Below are 17344 nucleotides of genomic sequence, written 5' to 3'. Positions count from 1 at the left end.
ATCCGTTTCCTCCGATCAGGGAAAGCGAGGTTCACCATGAAATTCATTGCAGCGACGGCGGCGATGGTGCTTTCGGGCGCGGCCTATGCAGGTGAGGCGGTCGATTACAGCGCCGGCGACCGCACGTTCGAGGGCTATGTCGCCAAGGCCGAAAACCCCAAGGGGGCGGTCGTGCTGATCCACGATTGGGACGGCCTGACCGATTACGAGAAGAAGCGTGCCGACATGCTGGCCGAGCAGGGCTATAACGCCTTCGCCATCGACCTTTACGGCAAGGGCGTCCGCCCCGACTCGATGGAGGCCAACCGCGCCGAAACGCAGAAGCTTTACGATGACCGCGAGACAATGCGCGCGCTGATGACCGCCGGACTGGAGGCCGCGGCCGCACAGGGGCTGACCGCGCCAGTCGTCGCCGGCTATTGCTTCGGTGGTGCGGCGGTTCTGGAAATGGCCCGTGCCCAGCCGGCGGATGTTCTTGGCTATGCCACATTCCACGGCGGCCTCGATACGCCCGAGGGTCAGGATTACAGCGCGGCCAAGGCACCGATCCGCATCTATCACGGCGGTGCCGATACTGGCCCGGACATGGCCACCTTCGCCGGCTTTATTGACCAGCTGGAAGGGGCGGGGACGCCCTATAAGGCGGAAATCTATGCCGGTGCGCCGCATGCCTTTACGGTCTTTGGCTCGGATCGCTATCGCGAAGAGGCCGATCAGCGCAGTTGGTCCGACTTCCTGGCATTCCTGGGCGAGACGATGCCGGGCGTCTGATCCGCGACTTCAGCAACCGGTCGCGCAGCGAGCCTGACCGGTTGATCGCCGACTGCGCCGACTGCGTGGCCTCGGGTGAATTCTTCGGGTCCGGCTTGGCGGTGACCGCAAGCCGGACCCGAAATGCCTTAGCTTTCGCGGAAGGCGCGGGTGAAATAGTCCGTGAAGGGTTTGATCAGATAGGCAGCGGGACTGCGTTTGCCGGTCTGGATATAGACCTCGACCGGCATTCCCGGAATCAGCGCCAGATCACCCAGTTTGTCGCGCTCTTCGGGCGGGATGGTCACCTCGGCGCGATAGTACGAGGTACTCGTCGCCTCATCCACCAGCGCATCGGCTGACACCTGGCTAAGCACGCCGTCGATTTCCGGGGTCGTGCGGCTGTTGAAGGCAGAGAAATACAGCTTGACCGACTGGCCGGGTCCAACCTCGTCGATATTGATCGGGGCTACGCGGGCAGCGATGAGCAGCGGGCGGTCCTGTGGCACAATATAAAGGATCGGTTCGGCCGCGCGGATGACCGAGCGGGGCGTGGTCACCTGCATCTGGTGAATGATCCCGGCGACCGGCGCGGTAATATCCAGCCGCGACAGTTGTTCTATCAGCGAGCGGCGGCGCTCGGCCAGTTCCAGTTCGCGATAGCCCAGATCGCGCAGCTCGGTCTCGGCCTGTTCGCGCCGTTCGCTTTTCTTCTGCAACCGGGTGATGTTGATCTCGGTCTGCCGGGTTTCGGCCTGGGCGCGCATTGCCTGCAATTCGCCGATCTGCCCGTCGATCGCGGCAGCCTCGCGTTCCAGTGCCAGCACGCGCGGCGCCTGCGCCAACCCCTTGTCCAGCAGTGAGCGTTGGTCCGTCAGTTCCTGGCCGATCAGGCCGCGCTGCGCCTCGGCGGCGACGGCCTGGGCGCTGATGCCCTCGATCTGGTTGTCGATCTGCTGCGTCTGCGTCGCCAGCTGATCGAGTGATTGCTGCAAGGTGTTGCGGCGGGTCGTGAACAGGCTTTGCTGCGCCGCCATCAAATGGTTCAGCGTCTCCTGTCCGGCGGCGCTGTCCAGCAGTACCTGCGGAAAGGAAATGGCATCGCTTTCGTCGCGCTCGGCCTCCAGCCGGCCGCGGCGGGCCAGGATTTCGTAATATTGCCCCTCGACGATGGTGAGCTCGGTACGCAGCAGGTTGCCGTCCAGCTGGATCAGCACATCGCCCGCGCCCACCTGCTGGCCCTCGCGCACGAGGATTTTTTCGACTACGCCGCCGTCGAGGTGCTGGACGACCTGGCGGTGCTGTTCGACCTCGACCTGGCCGGGGGCGACGACCGCGCCGGCGATCCTCGTGCCCACAGCCCAGGCGCCAAAGCCCGCGAAGAGCACGAAAATCGCCACCAACCCCAACGTCATCGGCGCGCGGGCCGACCATTCATTTGCAGGTTTCGACGAACCAGACATCAGGTCACCCCCCCTGCGCTGCGCGCGTTCTGGATCGCCTGCGCATTTTGAACCACGGATTTCAGCACCTCGTCGCGCGGTCCGAAGGCACGGACGCCCCCGTGATCCAGCATCAGCAACAATTCGCATTCGGCGATGGCCGCCGGGCGATGGGCCATGATGATGACCGCGCCGCCTTGCGATTTGATGCGGCGGATCGCCATGTTCAGCGCCTGCGAGCCCTCGTTGTCGAGGTTGGCGTTCGGTTCGTCCAGCACCAGCAGCACCGGATCGGTATACAGCGCGCGGGCCAGTCCGATGCGCTGGATCTGCCCGCCCGAAAGCTGACCGCCCGCCTGTGCCAGCGGCGTGTCATAGCCCTTGGGCAGGTTCAGGATCATCTGATGGGCGGCGGCGGCCGTCGCAGCCTGTACCACGCGGTTGGAATCGGGCTGACTGTCCAGCCGGGCGATGTTTTCGGCAACGGTGCCGTCAAACAGCGTCACTTGCTGGGGCAGATAGCCGACCAGACGGCCGAGCTCATCCAGCGGAAACTGGTCCAATGTGGCGCCGCCCAGCCGGATGCTGCCAGCGGCGGGCGGCCATGCGCCAATCAGCGCGCGGGCCAGCGTCGATTTCCCCGCGCCCGAGGCGCCAATGACGCCAAGCGCATTGCCCGGCGGCAAGGAGAAACTGACCCCGCGCAGTGTCGGCGCACGTTCGCCCGGTGGCACGACGCTCAGCTGGCTGACATCCAGCTGCGCCTTTGGCCGGGGCAGGGCGGTGCGCGACGGCATGGGCGGGCGGCGTGTCAGCAGCGCCCCCAGCCGGCGCCAGCCATCCTGTGCGCGCTGCACCAGCGACCATTGACCGACCAGAACCTCGATTGGCTGCAAGGCCCGACCCATCATGATCGAGGCGGCAATCATCGCCCCCGGCGTCAGTTCCTGACGCAGCACCAGCCACGCCCCGGCCGCCAGCATGGCGCTTTGCAGGAACAGCCGGAAGCTGCGGGAGAACACTGTGTAAAGCTGGCTGGAATCAGAACCTGCCAGTCCCGCTTCGGCGGCAGTGCGGCGCGCCGCGCTCCACCGCGCAAATGCGGCATCGCGCATGCCAAGCGCCCCGATCACCTCGCCCTCATCGCGGAACATGTCAGACATGCGTTCAGCGGCCTGCCCGGCAACTGCGCTTTGTTGCAGCGCCCGCTTGCCCGAGATCTGATTCAGTACCGTGGTCAGCACGAGGATCAGCCCGCCGATCGTCGCTACAACACCCAGGATGGGGTGGAAGATATAGACTGCCACAAGGTAAAGCGGCGCAAAGGGCAGATCGAACAGCGCCAGGCTGATGGGTGAGGCGATCAGGTTGCGCACCGCCTCCAGGTCGCGCATGCCGCCACGCGCCACTGCATCAGAGCCGGTGGCGATGCCATCTTCCAGCGCGGCGGCGAAAACCCGCCGGTCCAAACGCTGCTGAAAGCGTAAGGCAACGCGCTGCATGATTCGGCCACGCGCCAGATCGACGATGCCCATGACGGCAAAAAGGAAGACCACCAGCAGAAACAGCGCCACCAGCGTCTCGACCGAGCGTGAGCCCAGGACACGGTCGTAAACCTGCAGCATGAACAGCGGGCCGGTCAGCATCAACAGGTTGACCGCAAGGGAGAAAACCGCCACCGCCGCCAGCAACCCGAAATTGCCCCCACGGGCCGCGCGCAGTTCCGCATATCCCCTGTCGTCGCTGGTCGTGCGTGCCATACCGTTCCGATCATCTAACCGCCCGCCTTGCTGTGGCGGGCCGCATTCCTTATTCCCGTTTCGCTGGCCACCGGCAACGGGTGTGGCGAATTCTGTCAGTCACAGAGGTATACCGCCGAAATGTTAGCAAATCCCTTCCGCCGTGCCCTTTTTCCGGCTGCATTGCTGCTGGCGGGTTGCGCAGCGGGCACGCCGGGGCAGATCAACGACCCCTACGAGACCACCAACCGCCGCGTCCATGCCTTCAACAAAAGCATCGACGAGAACCTCATCCGGCCGTTTACCGCGTCGTCGGCGGATGGCGAAGGCGAAGACAAGCGCGAGAATGGCGTGTTGGTGGTGGTCGGCAATGTCGGCGGAAACCTGACGTTGCCCGGCAAGGTGGTCAACAGCCTGCTGCAAGGTCGCCCCGGCAAGGCCGCGCAGAATACCGGGCGCTTCCTTATCAACTCGACGCTGGGGCTTGGCGGGCTGCACGACCCAGCCGGTCAGGAATTCGGGCTGGACGAAGTCGACACCGATTTCGGAGAGACGCTGTATGTCTGGGGCGCCCCCGAAGGCGCCTATGTCGAGCTGCCGTTGCTGGGGCCATCGACCCAGCGCGATACCCTCGGCAAGGTGGTCGATCTGTTCATCGACCCGCTGGATTACGTGATCGACGACCACGAGGCGCTGACCATCACCGGCATCAAGCTGGCTTCAAAAGTCAGTGACCGGGCGCGTTTTGGCGATACCGTCGATTCCATCTTGTATGACAGTGCGGATAGCTATGCGCAGACGCGGTTGTTGTATCTGAACCACCGCTGGTATGAACTTGGCATGGAAGGGGGCGAAATTGACCCTTACGATCCTTACGAAGAATAGCTCGCGGCGCGGCTTCATGGGCCTTCTGGCCGGGGGCGCGGCGCTGGCGGCGTTGCCCGCGCAGGCGTTGGATACCAACGAGGCGCGCGCCCTGATCCAGCAATCGCTGAATGAGGTCTACGGCGTCATCAATTCCGGCCAGCCCCCGGCGCAGATGTATCAGCAGTTCGAGGCGATCTTCGCCCGCTATGCCGATGTCGATGTGATCGCACGTTCGGCGCTGGGGCCGGCAGCGCGGCAGCTGAGCCCGCAACAGTTCGCGGGCTACAAGCAGGCCTTCCAGGGCTATATCGGGCGCAAATATGGCGCGCGCTTCCGCGAATTCATCGGCTCGCAGATCGAGGTGACGGGGGCCAAGCCGGTGAAGTCGTTCTTCGTGGTGACCTCGGTCGCGAAGCTGAACGGGCGGGCGCCGATGCAGGTGGAATGGCACGTTTCGGACAAGTCCGGCAGCAGCAAGTATTTCAACATCGTCATCGAGGGCGTGAACATGCTCGCTTCGGAGCGGGCGGAAATCGGCGCGATGCTGGCCCAGAATAGGGGCGATGTTGCGGCGCTGACTGCGGCGCTGCAACGGGCAGGCTGACCCCCCGCGCAACACGCATGAAAAAAGGCGCGTCCCGGTCGGGGCGCGCCTTTTTCCTTGTTCAGGTGGGCCTCAGTTCAGGCCTTCGATGCCGCGCAAGACGTCGCTTAGCGGATCGCTGTCGGCCGATTCCGGTGCGTTGGTGACCCCACGGCCGGCATCGGTCGAGCTGGCCGTGCTGCCGGGGAAGACCGGTGCCGTGCCCTGGGCCTGTCCGCCGACCTGCGGCGTCGGTGCCGGCTGGCCAAGCGCGGCTGACAGCGCATCGGCCAGCGGCTCGTTCGACCCGCTGACAATCGGCTGGCCTGCCGGTGCGCCGGCTGAATCGCCGCCCATATTGGTCAGCGCCGCGCTGAGCGCATTGGCCAGCAGGTCGTCGCCCCGGACCGAAGGCGCCACGCCGTCGCCGATGCGCGAACCTTCGTCGCCGACAAAGCGTCCCAGCGGCTCGACCGGCAGGCCTTCGTGGATTTCCTGCATGACCGCCTGCCAGATTTCCGCCGGAAGGCCGCCGCCGGTCACGCCGGTCAGCGGCGTGTTGTCGTCATAGCCCATCCAGACGCCAGTCACGAACTGGTCGGTGAAGCCGATGAACCACGCATCCCGGTAGGACGAGGTGGTCCCGGTCTTGCCCGCCGCCGGGCGGTCGCCCAGGTCGGCGCGGCGCCCGGTGCCGCCTTCGATGACTTGTTCCATCATATAGATCAGGTTGGCCGCTGCCTGCTGCGAGATGACGCGCTGTCCCATGCCGCCGGTCTGGGCGATCATCGGGCTTTCCTCGCCACGGATGCGCAGCTCGACCACGCCGTAAGGGCGCACGGCCCGGCCGCCGTTGCGGATGCCCGCATAAGCGCCGGTCATTTCCAGCAGGGTCGAATCGAACACGCCAAGGCCCAGCGACGGGACATTGGGAAGTTCTGCGCCAACGCCGAATTCCTGCGCGATGCGGCGCACCGAATCGCGGCCGGCCTTTTCCTGGATGCGGATGGTGGCGGTGTTCAGCGACTGCTTCAGCGCCGTGGTCATGGTCACGTCGCCCGAGAAGCGGCGGGTATAGTTCTGCGGCGACCACGGCGCGCTGCCGCGGATGTTGATGGTCAGCGGGCCGTCATTGACGATGCTGTCCGGGGTCATGCCCTGATCCAGCCCGGCCGCGAAGACGAAGGGCTTGAAGCTGGATCCGGTCTGGCGCTTGGCTTGGGTGGCGCGGTTGAACACGCCCGAGACCTTCTCGTCACGCCCGCCGATCATCGCGCGGACGGCGCCATCGGCTGACAGCACGACAACGGCGGCCTCGGCCTTCGATCCGTCCTTGACCTTGGCCTCGAAGGTTGCCTTCAGCGCACGCTCGGCGGCCTGCTGTACCTTCTGGTCCAAGGTGGTCAGGATGGTTACGTCCTCGGTGGTTTCGGTGGTCAGGAAGCCCGGCCCCGATTCCATCAGCCAATCGGCGAAATAACCGCCCGCCCGCGCCGCCGCTGCTTGCGACAGCACCGCCGGATTGGCCTTGGCCTGTTCGAATTCCTGGTCAGTGATGCGGTCCTGATCGTGCATCAGCGTCAGCACCACATTCGCCCGGTCCTGCGCGCGATTGATGTTCGAGGTGGGCGCGAAATAGCTGGGCGCTTTCAGCAGCCCGGCCAGCATCGCCGATTCGGCCACTGTGACCTCGCTGGCATGTTTGCCGAAATAACGCTCTGAAGCGGCTTCGAAGCCGCGCGCACCGCCGCCCAGATAGGAACGGTTCATGTAGATGCCAAGGATCTCGTCCTTGGTGTATTTCAGCTCCATCGCGAATGAGAAGGGGACTTCCTTGATCTTCCGCCAGATCGAGGAGGTCCGGCACTCGGCCTCATAAGCGGCTTCGTCTTCCCAGCGGGTGGGGTCGAAGGTCTCGCCCAGGCACAGCAGTTTCGAGACCTGCTGCGTGATGGTCGAGCCGCCATTACCTTCCAGCGGCCCGCGGCCCGCGGCCATGTTGATCTTGATGGCGCTGGCGATGCCGCGCGGGTCGATGCCCAGATGGCTATAGAAACGCCTGTCTTCGGTCGCGACGACGGCATTGCGCAGCGAGGGCGCGATCTTGTCGGGGCTGACCGAGCCATAAGTCTCGCCCCGCCAGGCAAAGACCTTGCCTTCGCGGTCCAGCATGGTCACGCCGCCGCGCGCACGACCGTCGAACAGCGCCGAGGATTCGGGCAATTGCGAGTAATAATAGAAGGTCGCCAGTCCGATAAGGCCGAACACGGTCAGGGTCGTGGCCCAGATGGTGCCGAAGATCGCGCGCCAGATCAGCCGGAAAAAGCCGCTGACGCCGCGGGTGACTGCGTTGCCACGACGGACGGGGGCGCGGCGGCCGGGTTTGCCGCGCGGCGTCTTGCCGGACGGTTTGGTCGGATTCGCGTAACGCCGTTCGGCCACCACTTGGCGGCGCTTGCGGGGAGGTTCTGCCATAAGCCTGTATTCCTGCGGGACCGGCTTCCCCGGCCTGATTGGGCCGCAGCATACACGAGGTGAGGCCAGATGCGAAGTCCCCTGACCTGTATGTGATCTGCCTGCAATTTGGGCATATGCACCAAACTCCGCCTATTTCGTGACCGCGCTTCGTTTCCGCCCCCCGTGTCCGCTGCTGAAGGCTTGAGCAGTTGGCCCCGGCCCAGCCTTCTGAGGGCAATAGCCGCCGGCGCGGTGGCGACCCAGAACGAAAAGGTGATGCCGAATGAGACAGATCTTCCCCCTCGCAATCGCGCTGGCGCTTGCCGCCGGTGCTGCCCATGCGCAGGAAGCCGCCGTACCGGTGCCGGACAAGGGTGACACCACCTGGATGCTGCTGTCGGGGATTCTGGTCATGATGATGACCATTCCCGGGCTTGCGTTGTTCTATGGCGGCCTCGTGCGGTCAAAGAACGTGCTGTCGGTGCTGATGCAGGTTCTGACCACCTTCTGCGTGATGTCGCTGCTTTGGGTCGCCTTCGGCTATTCGCTGGCCTTCACCGGCGCGGGTGATGCCGCATCCGCCGGGCCGCTGACGCCCTATATCGGCGGGCTGTCGAAATCCTTCCTTGCGGGCGTCACCCCGTCCTCAATCGCCGAGACCTTCTCGGCCGGGGTCTATATCCCCGAGCTGACCTTCGTGATCTTCCAGCTGGCCTTCGCCTGCATCGCCCCGGCGCTGATCGTCGGCGCCACGGCCGAGCGGCTGAAATTCCCTGCGATCCTGATGTTCATCGTGATCTGGTTCTTCCTGTCCTATCTGCCGATGGCGCATATGGTCTGGTGGTGGGGCGGCCCCAGCGCATATGACGCGCCGTCGGGGCTGTTGTTCGGCCATGGTGCGCTGGATTTCGCGGGCGGCACGGTCATCCATATCAACGCGGGCGTGGCCGGTCTGATCGCGGCCTATGTCGCCGGGCCGCGCCTGGGCTATAACCGCGAGCTGCTGGCACCGCATAACCTGACCTTCACCCTGATCGGCGGTTGCCTGCTGTGGATCGGCTGGTTCGGCTTCAATGCGGGTTCCAATCTGGAATCGAACGGTGTTGCCGCGATGGCGATGCTGAACACCGTGGTCGCACCGGCTGCCGCAGCACTTGGCTGGACGCTGGGGGAATGGATCCTGCGCGGCCACCCCTCGCTGCTGGGCGCTGTGTCGGGTGTGGTCGCGGGTCTTGTCGGGATCACGCCAGCTGCCGGTTTTGTCGGGCCGATGGGCGCCATCGTGATCGGCTTCCTGGCCGGCATCATCTGCCTTTGGGCGGTGGTCTGGCTGAAGTCGCGCCTGAAGATCGACGACAGCCTTGACGTCTTCGGTATCCACGGCGTCGGCGGCATCGTGGGCGCGATCCTGACCGGGGTCTTCGCCGCACCGTCGCTGGGTGGCTCGGGCGTGTTTGATTATGCCGCCAATACCGTGGGCGAGTTCTCGATGGGCAGCCAGGTCTATGCCCAGACGCTGGGTGTGGTGATCTGCATCATCTGGTCGGCGGTCGTGTCCTTCGTCGCCATCCATATCGTCAAGGCGCTGATCGGCCTGCGGGTTGAACAGAATGACGAACGTCAGGGTCTGGATATCACCACCCACGGCGAAAACGCCTATAACTGAGGCAGGCAGGAAAAAGGAAAAGGCCCGGCAAAAGCCGGGCCTTTTTCATGTGCTGGGGGGGGGGCGGTCAGGCGATGCGGGCGACCACGAAATCGGCCAGGTCTTCCAGCATGTCGCGAATCGGGCCGGCGGGCAGGGTGGCCAGTGCCGCCCGCGCCTTGGCGGCCCAGCCAAGCGCGTCGGCGCGCGCGGCCTGCAGTGCGCCGTGGCGGGCCATGATCGCCAGCGCCTGCTCCAGATCGCCCTCGGCCTGATCGCCCTTTTCGATGGTGCGCTGCCAGAAGGCGCGCTCTGCCGCGTCAGCGGCGGCGACGGCCTTGATGACGGGAAGCGTCAGCTTGCGCTCGCGGAAATCATCGCCGGTATTCTTGCCGATCACCGCGCTGGTGCCGCCGTAATCCAGCAGGTCGTCGGCGATCTGGAAGGCGATGCCAAGCGCGTCGCCGTAATCGAACAGCGCCCGAACCTGATCCTCGGGCGCGCTGGCGATGACCGCGCCGACCTCGGTCGCCGCCGAAAACAGCGCCGCCGTCTTGCCGCGCACCACCTGCAGATAGATCGATTCGTCGGTCGCCAGATCCTGCGCGGCTGTCAGTTGCAGCACCTCGCCTTCGGAAATCGTGGCAGAGGCGTTTGACAGGATCTCCAGCACGCGCATGACGCCGGTATCGGTCATCAGCTGGAAGGCGCGGGCCAGCAGGTAATCGCCCACCAGCACGCTGGATTTGTTGTCCCAAAGCAGATTTGCGGTGGGCCGACCCCGGCGCTGCTTGCTTTCGTCGACCACGTCATCATGCAGCAGGGTGGCGGTATGAATGAATTCCACCGTTGCCGCCAGATGGATGTGATAGGGGCCGTCATATCCGCACAGCCGCGCCGCCGCCAAGGTCAGCAGCGGGCGCAGGCGCTTGCCGCCGGCCTCGACCAGATGGGCCGTCACCTCGGGGATGCGCGGCGCGTGGCGCGAGGCCATGCGTTCACGGATCAGCGTATTCACCTGGGCCATTTCCGGCGCAAGCGTCTCGCTCAGTCGGTCCATCGGGGTCTGGGTAACGGCAGCGTCCATGGGAATTCCCTTTCCTGACATGCAATTGCCACGCGATGGACAGCGGCGCAACCGCCCGCTAGCGTTTGCGCCATGAAAGAGCTTTTGCGCACCACCGACCCGCTGCGACTTATGCGCGCGCAGGATATCCTGCGCGCCGATGGAATCGAAAGTTTCGCGCTCGACCAGCATATGAGCGTGCTGGAAGGTTCGCTGGGTATTCTGCCGCGTCGGCTGATGGTCGCCGATCGCGACCTGTTCATGTCGCGTGCCATCCTGCGCGAGCATGGCCTGGATGACTAGCACCCGAATCGACGCATTCCTTGGTGGTCGGGTGCAGGTTGAGCAGCCGGTTCATGGTTATCGCGCTGGCGCCGATGCGGTGATGCTGGCAGCCGCATGCCCGGCGCTGCCGGGGCAATCGGTGCTGGAGCCGGGATGCGGGGTTGGCACGGCCTCGCTGTGCCTCGCGGTCCGGGTCGGGGATTTGCAACTGACCGGGATCGAACGTGACGCCAACTATGCCGCGCTTGCCCGCGCCAATGCGATACGGAATGCCGCGCCCTTGCAGGTGATTGAGGCTGATCTGGCAAACCTGCCGCCCGAACTGCGCGCGCAAAGCTTCGATCACGTCATCATGAACCCGCCTTTCTTTCCGAATGGCACCCTGTCGCCCGATGCCGCCCGCGCTGGGGCCCGGCACGAGGAAACGCCACTGGCTGCATGGCTGGATACGGGGCTGCGGCGGCTGAGGCCCGGCGGAACGCTGACCGTCATCCATCTGGCGCAACGGTTGGACCAACTGCTGGCGGGCCTGTCCGGTCGTGCCGGCGACATCACGATCCTGCCGATCACAGCCCGGGCCGGGCGCGATGCGGGCCGTATCATCCTGCGGGCCCGCAAGGGCGCGCGGGCGCCTTTGCGGCTGCTGTCGCCCTTCATCATGCATGAAGGGCCCGCCCATCTGCGAGATACTGAAAATCTTAGTGAAAATGCGCAGGCGGTTCTGCGCCAAGCTGTCGCGTTACCGTTACCCGATGCCGATAGAGGGTGACAGAATCAATCATCTGTGCTGCAATCCCTCCTGTTCGACAAGCGTACAGGAGGACACATATGTCGGTCGATGCTCACATCGAAAAACTCCGTGAAAAGCACGACAAGATCTCCAAGGCGGTAGAGCAGGCGCAGCGCGCGCCCGGCGCCAGCGATTTCGAGATTGCGGAGATGAAAAAGGAAAAACTTCGTCTCAAGGAAGAAATCACGCGCCTGAACGCCTGAACATTGGTTCCCAGTACCAAAGGCCCGTGATCACGCGGGCCTTTTTCATTTACCAGTCTTCGTGAAAGTCTCGCCCTTCTGTCATTGGATCCATCTGTGCGATTTCGGCGCCGATCCAGTCCAGAAATGCGCGAATGGGTGGGTGGTCGTCAGCGCCTGAAAGATGCAACAGCCTGAAACCCGCCTGCGTGCGCAGCGACACCGGAAAGGGGGCAACCAAGCGCCCTGCCGCAAGGTGGTCGTGGCTGATTGACCACCGCCCGATGATGATACCGGCGCCCGCAACGGCAGCATCCACTGCGTGATCGTGATGCGAGAAGGTGACCCCGCTTGCTGGCGGACTGCCCAGCCCGGCAGCACGAAACCAGCCGGCCCAATCGGGCGTGGGGTGAATGAAATCCAGATCATGCAGGTGCAAAAGCGGGGCCATGCGCAGGCTTTCGGGGGTTGGATAGCGCGCGGCCATTTCGGGCGACATCATCGGGGCGTGCCAGTCCTGCGGCATCAGATCATGGCTGACCCCAATGCCCGGATTGGGAAGCCCGTACCGGATCGCAAGGTCGACCCCGTCGCGATCCAGATCCAACAAGCGCAGGCTTGCGACAAGCCGTAACTCGATCTCGGGATGGGCGCGGGCAAAGCTGAACAGGCGTGGGGCCAGCCATTTGGCGGTAAATGCCGGACCCGCCGTGATGGTCAGGCTGCGGTCTGACTGGCTGCGCTGCGCCTCTCTCCAGGCATTTCGGATCTGGTCGAATCCGGCCCGAGTTCCGGGCAGCAGTTGCGTCCCGACCGGTGTCAGGGACAGCCTGCGATGCGCCCGCAGGAAGACTGGCTGCCCAAGCTGTTCTTCCAGCTGCTTGATCTGGAACGACAACGCTGCCGGGGTGACGTGCAACTCCTCGGCAGCGCGGGTGAAGGACAGGTGTCGCGCTGCCGCTTCAAAGGCACGCAACGCGGTCAGGGGAAGGTGATCCATAATTCAAGAATCTCTTGAAGAACGCGCGAATATTACTCGTTTGTTGCAGGCAAAGCTGCGGATGTAATCTTCATTCTAGCAGAAATTCTTTACAAGGGCGGGTGCCATGATCCAGATTCCCACATCGGAACGCCAGCAGCAGGCCCATGACGAAGCGCACCGGCTGCGCCGCGCCGCTTTTGCAAGGCTGTTCTCGGGCTGGAACAAAAAGAACCGGCCCCGCAAGGGGGCCGGCGCTGAGGCTGGATTTCTTCTGCGATCACGAGAAGAATTGTGCCCCGTTCGCTGAAATGGTCGAGCCGGACACGAAACCTGCATCGTCCGACGCGAGGAAGACCACGCAGCGTGCGATTTCCTCGGGCTCGCCCAAACGACCGACCGGGATCTGCGGGATGATGCGTTCGTTCAGCACCTTTTCGTCAATGGCGCGCACCATCTCGGTCCCGATATAGCCCGGCGCCACCGCGTTGACGGTAATCCCGGCGCGCGCGCCTTCCTGCGCCAGCGCGCGGGTAAAGCCGATATCGCCGGCCTTGGCGGCCGAATAATTGGCCTGACCCGCCTGACCCTTCTGCCCGTTGACAGAGCTGATATTGACGATCCGCCCAAATTTGCGGTCGCGCATTCCCGACCAGACACCATGGCTCATGTTGAAAAGCCCGGTCAGGTTGGTGTCGATGACCTCTTTCCACTGCTGAGGAGTCATCTTGTGGAACATCGCGTCGCGGGTGATGCCGGCATTGTTCACCAGCACCGCGACCGGGCCAAGCTCGTCCTCGACCTGCTTTATGCCGGCGGCGCAGGCGTCGTAATCGGCGACCGACCACTTATAGGTCTTGATGCCGGTTTCGTCGGTGAAGGCCTTGGCGGCGTCGTCATTGCCGGCGTAATTCGCCGCAACGGTGTATCCGGCCTCTTTCAGCGCCTTGGAAATGGCCGCGCCGATCCCGCGCGAGCCCCCGGTTACGATGGCTACCTTCGACATGCTTCCCCCCTTCCTGGAAATAACCCGTGAAATATTGCTAGCTGTCTGAGGTGCGGCGCGCAAGATCATTGCGCGCCACGGGGGCCAATCACCGCTCGATGCACATGGCAACGCCCATGCCGCCACCGATGCACAGCGTCGCCAGGCCCTTCTTCGCGTCGCGCCGCGCCATTTCGAACAGCAAAGTGTTCAGGATTCGCGCGCCCGAGGCGCCAATCGGGTGGCCGATGGCGATCGCGCCGCCGTTCACGTTCACGATCGACGGATCCCAGCCCATGTCCTTGTTGACGGCGAGGGCCTGGGCGGCAAAGGCCTCATTCGCTTCGATCAGGTCCAGATCTTCGACCTTCCAGCCGGCCTTTTCCAGCGCGCGGCGACTGGCCGGGATCGGGCCGGTGCCCATGATCGCCGGGTCAAGCCCCGCCGTTGCGTATGAGGCGATGCGGCCCAGTGGCGTCAGACCACGACGGGCGGCCTCTTCCTCGGTCATGACCATGACGGCGGCGGCGCCGTCATTCAGGCCCGATGCGTTGCCGGCGGTTACCGATCCCTCTTTCGTGAACGCAGGCCGAAGCTTTTGCATGGCTTCCAGCGTCGCGCCGTCGCGGATGTATTCGTCGTCAGAGATGGTGACATCGCCCTTGCGGCCCTTGACCACGAAGGGCACGATCTCGTCCTTGAATTTGCCGGCCTTCTTTGCGGCCTCGGCCTTGTTCTGGCTGGCGACGGCGAATTCGTCCTGCGACTCGCGCGAGATGCCCCATTTTTCGGCCACGTTCTCGGCGGTCTGACCCATGTGATAATTGTTGAACGCGTCCCAAAGGCCGTCCTTGATCATGGTGTCGATCATCTTCATGTCGCCCATCTTCTGACCGGCGCGCAGATGTGCGGCATGGCTCGACAGCGACATCGATTCCTGGCCGCCGGCCAGAACAACCTGCGCGTCGCCCAGCAGCACCTGCTGCGCCGCCAGCGCGACCGAACGCAGGCCTGAGCCGCAGACCTGGTTGATCAACCAGGCCGCCGATTCCTGCGGCAAGCCTGCATTGATATGCGCTTGGCGACCGGGGTTCTGTCCCTGACCGGCGGTCAGCACCTGGCCCAGAATGGTCTCGCTGACTTCGGCCGGGTCGATCCCTGCACGTTTGACAACTTCGGCCAGTACCGCCGCGCCGAGGTCATGGGCGGGGATATTGGCGAAGGAACCCAGAAAACTGCCAACCGGGGTGCGGGCGGCAGAGACGATTACGGCTTTAGTCATGGAAAGCGTCCTTTCGGGTGAACAGACTGGGCCGGCGCAAGGCCGTTCCTTTCACCATGCCGAACTGCAACCTAGCGTCAAGCCGCAGCGGTAAGATCGAAAAGCCCGCATTCCGCCCGGCATGCCGCCTATTTGGGCGTGCTCCCGTCCACAGACAGGCGAGGCACCCGCGCTTCGGGCGGGCGCAATGGCCGCCGCCTGTGCGTTGCCATGCCCGCGTAAACCCCGACCCAGAGGGGCAAGGTAACAGCGGATTGCCAGCCTAGCGCGCAGCGGCTTTGGGTGTCTTCCAAGGTGGGGTGATTGTGGGCGCCCCGAAGTAATATCCCTGCAGGCAGTCGATCCCCATGTCGATCAGATAGGCGGCCTCGTCCGCCGTTTCGACCGATTCGGCGACGGTGAACATGTCGAAATGATGGGCGATTGCCTGCAATGCTGCTGTCAGCACCTGATTGTCGGGCTGCTCGGCGATCTTGCGGATGAACTGCCCGTCGATCTTGATCATGTCAAAGCTGAATTCGCGCAGATAGCGGAAAGAGGTATGCCCGGCCCCGAAATCATCCAGCGCGAAGCTGGCGCCGCGGCCCTGCAGATCGCGCATGAACGGGACCACGACCTCGGGCATGTCCATCGCCGAGCTTTCGGTCACTTCCAGAATCAGCCGTTCGGCGATGCGTTCGTCCTGGGCAATGCCGCGGCGCAGGGTTTCCATCCAGACCGGGTGCCCGATCGAGCGCGCCGACATGTTCACCGAAAGTCGCAGCCCCGAATCCTGCTGCAGAGTATGCAGCCCCAGCGCGATCGAGGCGCAATCAATGCGTCGCCCCAATTCAGTGGTTTCGGCGCCGGGCATGAAGTCGCGCAGCGGTATAAAGCGGCCCGTATCGTCGATGATTCGGATCAGGCCTTCGTGGAAGGCGGTCAGGCTGGGGCGGTCGGCCTGGACGATGGGCTGATAGGCCAGCACCGCATCGCCACGGCTCAGCGCGTTGTCGACGACCTCCATCGTCAGGCGCGTCCTGTGATCTATCACATAGTCCAACGCCGATTCGACGCCGTCATCATCCCCGTTTCCTGCATCCATCATGACCGAATCCTTGCTACGTCTATATGCATCATGACGATGATGTCTTAACATGGGGTGAAACCCGAACATTTTCGAAATTAAGGATTAATAACAATGACCGAGCGCTGCGGCTGGTGCGGGACCGAGCAGATCTATATCGACTATCACGACACTGAATGGGGGGTGCCTGAATATGACCCCCGCGCATTGTGGGAAAAGCTGGTGCTGGACGGGTTTCAGGCCGGTCTCAGCTGGATCACCATCCTGCGCAAGCGCGACGCCTTCCGCGAGCAATTCGAGGATTTTGACCCTGAACGCATTGCCCGCTGGGATGCGAAAAATGTTGAAAATGCCTTGCAAAATCCTGGCATCATCCGCCATCGCGGCAAGATCGAGGGCACCATTCGCAGCGCCCGATTGTTTCTGGACATCGAATCGAGCGAGGGATTCGTGCCCTATCTTTGGGGTTTCGTGGGCGGTCGGCCGATCCAGAACGGCTGGACAAGCCTAAGCCAGGTCCCCGCCGCGACCGAGGAATCGACCGCCATGTCAAAAGCGCTGAAAAAGCGCGGCTTCACCTTCTGCGGGCCGGTGATCTGCTATGCCTTCATGCAGGCGACGGGCATGGTGAACGACCACGTCACCAGCTGCCATTGCCACGACCGGGTCAAGGCGCTGTCAGCTGCGTGACGGCTGCCTTGGCCGCGTCCGATGCCCAATCGGCCGGCCCCATCAGGCGGGCGACCTCGTTCCCGTCGCGGTCGATCAGGATCGTGGCGGGCATGGCGACAACGCCAAACTCACGCGCCAGCTTCTGGCGCGGGTCCAGCAGGACCGGCAGCGAATCAAGCTCGGCCTCGGCGAAAAACTTGTCGATTGCGGGCTGGGGGTTGCGGCCCGAGGCGATGGTCACGACCTGGAAATCATCGCCGCCCAGTTCTTTCTGCAAGGCGTTCAGCGCCGGCATTTCCTCGCGGCAGGGGGCGCACCAGGTGGCCCAGAAATTCAGCAGCACCGCCTGACCGGCATAGTCGGCAAGCGTATGTTCGGCCCCTTCGGGATCGGTGAAAGGCGTTTGCGATACCGCCGCGCCATTGCCCGCGGCCAGCTTCAGCCCTGCGGCATTGGCAGCATCCAGATCGACCTCTCCGGCGACGGCCATGTTTGCACCGGCAGCAAGCGCCGTATAAAGGATCAGCATACGCAGCATCTTCAACCTTTCGGAC

17 protein-coding genes are annotated in these 17344 nt (G+C 63.9%); 8 read left to right on the top strand and 9 right to left on the bottom strand.

Annotated elements, in window-relative coordinates; translation table 11 throughout:
* The first annotated feature begins 36 nt into the window (after window positions 1–36).
* Window positions 37–771 carry a dienelactone hydrolase family protein gene (locus G7044_RS12405; RefSeq protein ID WP_166329294.1) on the top strand — a complete coding sequence of 245 codons (735 nt, stop codon included), beginning with the start codon at window positions 37–39 and terminating at the stop codon, window positions 769–771.
* A 128-nt stretch (window positions 772–899) separates the two neighbouring features.
* Here the strand turns inward: G7044_RS12405 and G7044_RS12400 are convergent, their stop codons facing one another.
* Together G7044_RS12400 and G7044_RS12395 are read right to left on the bottom strand one after the other, a co-directional pair.
* The gene (locus G7044_RS12400; RefSeq protein WP_166329292.1) at window positions 900–2213 is read right to left on the bottom strand and encodes an HlyD family type I secretion periplasmic adaptor subunit; all 1314 of its coding nucleotides are present in this window, start codon (window positions 2211–2213) and stop codon (window positions 900–902) included.
* Complete coding sequence (locus tag G7044_RS12395; RefSeq protein WP_166329290.1) at window positions 2213–3952, bottom strand: type I secretion system permease/ATPase; 1740 nt, start codon at window positions 3950–3952, stop codon at window positions 2213–2215. The genes G7044_RS12400 and G7044_RS12395 overlap by 1 nt, the downstream gene beginning before the upstream one ends.
* Window positions 3953–4072: 120 nt before the next feature.
* On the opposite strand from G7044_RS12395, the gene G7044_RS12390 reads away from it, so the two are divergent.
* Together G7044_RS12390 and G7044_RS12385 are read left to right on the top strand one after the other, a co-directional pair.
* A complete protein-coding gene (locus G7044_RS12390; protein WP_166329288.1) occupies window positions 4073–4816 on the top strand; it encodes an MlaA family lipoprotein in 744 nt (247 codons plus the stop codon).
* A 16-nt stretch (window positions 4817–4832) separates the two neighbouring features.
* Window positions 4833–5402 carry an MlaC/ttg2D family ABC transporter substrate-binding protein gene (locus G7044_RS12385; protein ID WP_166329454.1) on the top strand — a complete coding sequence of 190 codons (570 nt, stop codon included), beginning with the start codon at window positions 4833–4835 and terminating at the stop codon, window positions 5400–5402.
* A gap of 72 nt (window positions 5403–5474) precedes the next feature.
* On the opposite strand, the gene G7044_RS12380 is transcribed toward G7044_RS12385, so the two are convergent.
* Complete coding sequence (locus G7044_RS12380; protein ID WP_166329286.1) at window positions 5475–7856, bottom strand: transglycosylase domain-containing protein; 2382 nt, start codon at window positions 7854–7856, stop codon at window positions 5475–5477.
* A gap of 265 nt (window positions 7857–8121) precedes the next feature.
* Between G7044_RS12380 and G7044_RS12375 the strand changes: the two genes are divergently transcribed.
* Window positions 8122–9504, top strand: a complete 1383-nt coding sequence (locus tag G7044_RS12375) for an ammonium transporter (RefSeq protein ID WP_166329284.1) — start codon at window positions 8122–8124, stop codon at window positions 9502–9504.
* Between the two features lie 67 nt (window positions 9505–9571).
* On the opposite strand, the gene G7044_RS12370 is transcribed toward G7044_RS12375, so the two are convergent.
* Entirely contained in the window at window positions 9572–10570 is a 999-nt protein-coding gene (locus G7044_RS12370; protein WP_166329282.1) for a polyprenyl synthetase family protein, read from the bottom strand.
* 72 nt (window positions 10571–10642) lie between these two features.
* Between G7044_RS12370 and G7044_RS12365 the strand changes: the two genes are divergently transcribed.
* The 3 genes from G7044_RS12365 to G7044_RS12355 are packed head-to-tail and all read left to right on the top strand — an operon-like array spanning window position 10643 to window position 11827.
* Window positions 10643–10852: a putative signal transducing protein gene (locus tag G7044_RS12365; RefSeq protein ID WP_166329280.1), complete on the top strand. Its 210-nt coding sequence runs from the start codon at window positions 10643–10645 to the stop codon at window positions 10850–10852.
* Window positions 10845–11603: a tRNA1(Val) (adenine(37)-N6)-methyltransferase gene (locus tag G7044_RS12360; protein ID WP_166329278.1), complete on the top strand. Its 759-nt coding sequence runs from the start codon at window positions 10845–10847 to the stop codon at window positions 11601–11603. Before G7044_RS12365 ends, G7044_RS12360 begins: the two co-directional genes overlap by 8 nt.
* A 59-nt stretch (window positions 11604–11662) precedes the next feature.
* Window positions 11663–11827 (top strand): YdcH family protein, encoded by a 165-nt coding sequence (locus tag G7044_RS12355; RefSeq protein ID WP_166329276.1) that lies wholly within the window; start codon window positions 11663–11665, stop codon window positions 11825–11827.
* A 49-nt stretch (window positions 11828–11876) separates the two neighbouring features.
* On the opposite strand, the gene gcvA is transcribed toward G7044_RS12355, so the two are convergent.
* From gcvA to G7044_RS12335, 4 genes are all read right to left on the bottom strand, one after another.
* On the bottom strand, window positions 11877–12806 hold the full coding sequence (gcvA, locus tag G7044_RS12350; protein ID WP_207630291.1) for a transcriptional regulator GcvA: 930 nt from the start codon (window positions 12804–12806) through the stop codon (window positions 11877–11879).
* A gap of 259 nt (window positions 12807–13065) precedes the next feature.
* Window positions 13066–13791: an acetoacetyl-CoA reductase gene (gene phbB, locus G7044_RS12345; RefSeq protein WP_166329274.1), complete on the bottom strand. Its 726-nt coding sequence runs from the start codon at window positions 13789–13791 to the stop codon at window positions 13066–13068.
* A gap of 88 nt (window positions 13792–13879) precedes the next feature.
* Window positions 13880–15052, bottom strand: a complete 1173-nt coding sequence (locus tag G7044_RS12340; RefSeq protein ID WP_166329272.1) for an acetyl-CoA C-acetyltransferase — start codon at window positions 15050–15052, stop codon at window positions 13880–13882.
* 262 nt (window positions 15053–15314) lie between these two features.
* Complete coding sequence (locus tag G7044_RS12335) at window positions 15315–16136, bottom strand: EAL domain-containing protein (protein WP_166329450.1); 822 nt, start codon at window positions 16134–16136, stop codon at window positions 15315–15317.
* A gap of 96 nt (window positions 16137–16232) precedes the next feature.
* Here G7044_RS12335 and G7044_RS12330 point away from each other — a divergent pair, with 96 nt between their 5' ends.
* Window positions 16233–16808, top strand: a complete 576-nt coding sequence (locus tag G7044_RS12330; protein WP_166329270.1) for a DNA-3-methyladenine glycosylase I — start codon at window positions 16233–16235, stop codon at window positions 16806–16808.
* Here the strand turns inward: G7044_RS12330 and G7044_RS12325 are convergent.
* Complete coding sequence (locus tag G7044_RS12325) at window positions 16786–17328, bottom strand: TlpA disulfide reductase family protein (protein WP_166329268.1); 543 nt, start codon at window positions 17326–17328, stop codon at window positions 16786–16788. The genes G7044_RS12330 and G7044_RS12325 overlap by 23 nt on opposite strands.
* Window positions 17329–17344 lie beyond the last annotated feature (16 nt).

It is taken from the genome of Paracoccus xiamenensis (genome assembly GCF_011308835.1).
Classification (GTDB): Bacteria; Pseudomonadota; Alphaproteobacteria; order Rhodobacterales; family Rhodobacteraceae; genus Paracoccus; species Paracoccus xiamenensis.
This window is presented reverse-complemented; position numbering and strand designations above follow the sequence as displayed.

What these genes read in the sequence shown, in the direction of transcription:
- G7044_RS12390 (WP_166329288.1), top strand. Translation starts at nt 4,073, where the DNA reads ATGTTAGCAAATCCCTTCCGCCGTGCCCTTTTTCCGGCTGCATTGCTG.
- G7044_RS12380 (WP_166329286.1), bottom strand. Translation starts at nt 7,856, where the DNA reads ATGGCAGAACCTCCCCGCAAGCGCCGCCAAGTGGTGGCCGAACGGCGT.
- G7044_RS12395 (WP_166329290.1), bottom strand. Translation starts at nt 3,952, where the DNA reads ATGGCACGCACGACCAGCGACGACAGGGGATATGCGGAACTGCGCGCG.
- G7044_RS12385 (WP_166329454.1), top strand. Translation starts at nt 4,833, where the DNA reads ATGGGCCTTCTGGCCGGGGGCGCGGCGCTGGCGGCGTTGCCCGCGCAG.
- G7044_RS12400 (WP_166329292.1), bottom strand. Translation starts at nt 2,213, where the DNA reads ATGTCTGGTTCGTCGAAACCTGCAAATGAATGGTCGGCCCGCGCGCCG.
- G7044_RS12370 (WP_166329282.1), bottom strand. Translation starts at nt 10,570, where the DNA reads ATGGACGCTGCCGTTACCCAGACCCCGATGGACCGACTGAGCGAGACG.
- G7044_RS12330 (WP_166329270.1), top strand. Translation starts at nt 16,233, where the DNA reads ATGACCGAGCGCTGCGGCTGGTGCGGGACCGAGCAGATCTATATCGAC.
- G7044_RS12340 (WP_166329272.1), bottom strand. Translation starts at nt 15,052, where the DNA reads ATGACTAAAGCCGTAATCGTCTCTGCCGCCCGCACCCCGGTTGGCAGT.
- G7044_RS12360 (WP_166329278.1), top strand. Translation starts at nt 10,845, where the DNA reads ATGACTAGCACCCGAATCGACGCATTCCTTGGTGGTCGGGTGCAGGTT.
- G7044_RS12375 (WP_166329284.1), top strand. Translation starts at nt 8,122, where the DNA reads ATGAGACAGATCTTCCCCCTCGCAATCGCGCTGGCGCTTGCCGCCGGT.
- phbB (WP_166329274.1), bottom strand. Translation starts at nt 13,791, where the DNA reads ATGTCGAAGGTAGCCATCGTAACCGGGGGCTCGCGCGGGATCGGCGCG.
- G7044_RS12405 (WP_166329294.1), top strand. Translation starts at nt 37, where the DNA reads ATGAAATTCATTGCAGCGACGGCGGCGATGGTGCTTTCGGGCGCGGCC.
- G7044_RS12335 (WP_166329450.1), bottom strand. Translation starts at nt 16,136, where the DNA reads ATGGATGCAGGAAACGGGGATGATGACGGCGTCGAATCGGCGTTGGAC.
- G7044_RS12365 (WP_166329280.1), top strand. Translation starts at nt 10,643, where the DNA reads ATGAAAGAGCTTTTGCGCACCACCGACCCGCTGCGACTTATGCGCGCG.
- gcvA (WP_207630291.1), bottom strand. Translation starts at nt 12,806, where the DNA reads ATGGATCACCTTCCCCTGACCGCGTTGCGTGCCTTTGAAGCGGCAGCG.
- G7044_RS12355 (WP_166329276.1), top strand. Translation starts at nt 11,663, where the DNA reads ATGTCGGTCGATGCTCACATCGAAAAACTCCGTGAAAAGCACGACAAG.
- G7044_RS12325 (WP_166329268.1), bottom strand. Translation starts at nt 17,328, where the DNA reads ATGCTGCGTATGCTGATCCTTTATACGGCGCTTGCTGCCGGTGCAAAC.